The sequence below is a fragment of the Colwellia sp. 6_MG-2023 genome (assembly GCF_030547765.1).
GTDB lineage: Bacteria > Pseudomonadota > Gammaproteobacteria > Enterobacterales > Alteromonadaceae > Colwellia.
Genome location: NZ_JAUOPP010000052.1, coordinates 1 through 3,529, shown reverse-complemented (window position 1 = coordinate 3,529; position 3,529 = coordinate 1). Strand labels below are relative to the sequence as shown.

3 protein-coding genes and 1 tRNA gene are annotated in these 3,529 nt (G+C 34.3%); all 4 read right to left on the bottom strand.

What is annotated here, in order from left to right:
- Positions 1-119 precede the first annotated feature (119 nt).
- The 4 genes from Q4503_RS18715 to murB all read right to left on the bottom strand — a co-directional run bounded on the left by Q4503_RS18715 (position 120) and on the right by murB (position 3,090).
- Positions 120-195 (bottom strand) — tRNA-Thr (locus Q4503_RS18715).
- A gap of 138 nt (positions 196-333) precedes the next feature.
- A complete protein-coding gene (locus Q4503_RS18710) occupies positions 334-1,068 on the bottom strand; it encodes a type III pantothenate kinase (RefSeq protein WP_303603182.1) in 735 nt (244 codons plus the stop codon).
- Entirely contained in the window at positions 1,062-2,042 is a 981-nt protein-coding gene (gene birA / locus Q4503_RS18705) for a bifunctional biotin--[acetyl-CoA-carboxylase] ligase/biotin operon repressor BirA (RefSeq protein WP_215974140.1), read from the bottom strand. Before birA ends, Q4503_RS18710 begins: the two co-directional genes overlap by 7 nt.
- A 4-nt stretch (positions 2,043-2,046) precedes the next feature.
- Positions 2,047-3,090, bottom strand: a complete 1,044-nt coding sequence (murB, locus tag Q4503_RS18700; RefSeq protein WP_303603181.1) for a UDP-N-acetylmuramate dehydrogenase — start codon at positions 3,088-3,090, stop codon at positions 2,047-2,049.
- Between the last annotated feature and the right edge of the window lie 439 nt (positions 3,091-3,529).

The following is a 3,529-nucleotide window of genomic DNA, read 5'->3' as shown; positions in this document are numbered from 1 at the left end:
GAGGTGGATTCGAACCACCGAAGGCGGAGCCGTCAGATTTACAGTCTGATCCCTTTGGCCACTCGGGAACCCCTCCAGTATATTTACCTATATCACTAACTAATAGTGAATAGTATTAATGGTGCCGACTGCCGGAGTCGAACTGGCGACCTACTGATTACAAGTCAGTTGCTCTACCAACTGAGCTAAGTCGGCACTACATTAAGTGGTGCGAATTCTAGAGCAATGTTTTGTCCCTTGCAAGTCCAAATTTCAAAAATATCGATGTTTTTTTTACTTTAATGATTCTTTAGTGCGTGTTTGATGTTTTTTTATCCAAAGCAACTAAGTAAATTACTTTATCGACTCTATATAAGTCTCTAATCCATCAAAAACCAGTTCTGTAATTATTGTCGTTTTATGCGCCATCAATCGCGCAAGAGATATACCATTTCCACCAGTAATAATTACTTCATCAAGTATGTCACCTTGCTTTTCTATATTAGATATAGCGAGTTGAATAGCTCCAACTGTTGCAGCCCAAGCAGCATTATGTACATTCTCAGAAGTGTTTAATCCAAACACTAAGCTTTCTTTTTCTACTTGGTTTGCTTTAACTTGTGTAGTTTCTGATAAAACACTTGAAATCAATACCTTAATACCTGCTAATATCCAACCACCTTCATGTTGTCCTGAAGCTTTTAGAAAATCAATTGTTGTTGCCGTACCAGCATCTATTATTAATATATTTTTATTTGGATAACGTTTAGCTCCACCAAGTAAAGCTAACCACCTATCTACTCCTAATTGATTAGGATCTTTATAACCAGAGTTAACCTTACCTTTCTTTATTTCACTATATATTTGCTGATAGATAACATTATTATTTCGACACCAAACATCTATTTTATCCGTAACTTCTTTATTACTTACACTTGCAACAAGAAGCTTTGTTGCACCTCGGAAATTATCATTTAAAAAGGTATTTGAAATTAAATCATTTAAAACCGCTTGTTGCGCGCTTCTTATACCCTTGTCAATAAAACAAAATTTTGTCCTAGTATTACCAATATCCAATAATATTAACACTCATCACCTCTAAGGCTGACTTCACCACCATATACGGTCTGTCCTTTTCCATCCACTTCCAAAAGTAGAGCGCCTTGTGGATTAACTCCTCGGTAGATACCTCTTGTAACACGATCACCCGTTATTAATTTAACTTTCTTATCCTTATAAAAATCTCTGGCGTGCCATTCATCAAGTATTCCAGCTAATCCTTCGTTTTGATATTGCTCTAATCTTTGTAATAGATGATAAATTAAATGAGCACTTAATAAGTTTCTATCTATTTTGGTGTCACTATGGCTTTGTAAATCTGTCCACTTTTGATTGATTCTAGTTGCTGCTTGTTGAGGTATATCAACATTAATACCAATACCAATAATACTATGGCTAGGCTCTAAAGCCTGTCCTTCTAGATCAATCAAAATTCCTGCTAATTTCACACCATCCAAATAAATATCATTCGGCCATTTCAGCTGTACATTAATTGCTGTTGATGAATAAATTGCATCACTAACTGCTAATGCAGTGACTAGACTAAGCCCCATAGCAGCAGATAACCCTTGCTCTAAGTGCCAATAGATCGATAAATAAATTTGTGAACCAAACGGAGAGACCCATTCTCGCCCACGGCGTCCTCTGCCTGCACTTTGGTATTCGGCAATACATACTTGCCCATGAGTTAATTGATTTGGTAAACGTCGTAATAAATAACTATTGGTAGAGTCAATTAAACTATGAACTTCAACTGTCGGTATTAAACTGCCCTTAGGTATCGCTGCAACAATTTTACTATGATCTAATAAAGATAATGGTTTAGATAATTTATAACCTTTGCCTGTAACACTATAGATATCTAACTCCATATCAATTAGTGCTTTGATATGTTTTGATATAGCAGCACGACTTATATTTAATTCTTCACCTAGTGTTTGGCCAGAAACAAATTGCCCTCCTGAAAGTGCTTTAATTAAGTATTCTTTAACTACTTTTGTCATAATGTTACTTACCCCAATCAACTATTGGTAAATCTGTAAACTTTCGCTCTCCATGCGAAGTTACCATGCGTACTTCTGGTGAAAGTAGTATTTCGAATTTTTTATACGTTTGCTTTTGAACAAATTGTGCTAAAGCTAAAATATCTTTACCGTAATCACTTTCATGATTTACTAATACTAAGGCTTGGTGCTGATGTACACCCACGTGATTTTTACAGTAACCTTTTAAACCTGCTTGCTCAATTAACCAGCCAGCTGCAAGTTTTACAGTACCATCATCTTGAGAATAAAATGGAATACTTGGATAGATATTCTTTAAACTAGTCAGCTTATCAACACTAACAATCGGGTTTTTGAAAAAGCTTCCCGCATTCGGGAGTTTATCAGGGTCAGGCAATTTAGCTTGTCGTAAACTGATAACTTTATTCATAACATCACGAGCACTAGTATCAAGAGGTAATTCGTTCAAACCTGAATAGGATAAATTGGCTTGCCATTTCTTAGGGAGTTTTAAGACTACCTCAGTTATAACACCTTTATTAAGTAAATCATTTTTAAATATACTATCTCGATAAGAAAAACAACAATCTTGATTACTTAAAATGGTAAGAGTTTTACTTGAAAAATCAAACCACGTCACTTCTACACAAAAGTCGGACAGCTCCACACCATAAGCACCAATATTCTGTACAGGAGAAGCACCTACGCTACCCGGAATCAACGCAAGATTTTCTAAACCATAAACACCATTATTAATACATAAACAAACAACTTCATGCCAATTTTCACCTGCACCAACTCGAACAAAGTAGTTATCAGTTGTTTCAGTAATATCGATCCCTTTAAAATCTGGTTTAATGATAATAGGTGCTTGAGTATCGACAAATAAAGTATTACTACCCTCACCAAGAATATAAAATGGACTTAACGACAAATCAGGTAAAGACTCTAAATCAGATAGAGTTTGCGGAAAATATACTATTGGGCAAATACTTTTCACATTAAAACTATTATTTTTTCGCAAAGAAAATTGCTTGCTTGATTTCATATCTATTCTATTATTCAATTTAGATAGTGTTATTGTACTGAATATTTATATCAACACCAGTTAAAGCAAGTACTAAGCTATAAAAGATCCACTCACGAACTAACACATACTATTTTCGTATTATTATTCAAAGCGTGAACAATACAATAATGTTGTAAATTAAATTGAACTTTAAAGGATAAAGGGACTCTTACTTAATAGTTATGTTATCCCTTAGTGTTTCATGTTTATGCATCTATTTTTATAGATGCATTTTTTTTGCTTTTTTTAGCAATATAAAGAAGTAATAACTTTACATTTTTTTACAATAACATCCACAACGACTAAACATAGTCACACTATCACTTCATAGAATTAACTTTATCAACCAATAATGCCAGAATGCGATTACGATTACTGGCTGTCTCTCATTTTCTTGATGGGAAAAGTAGAACCCAAA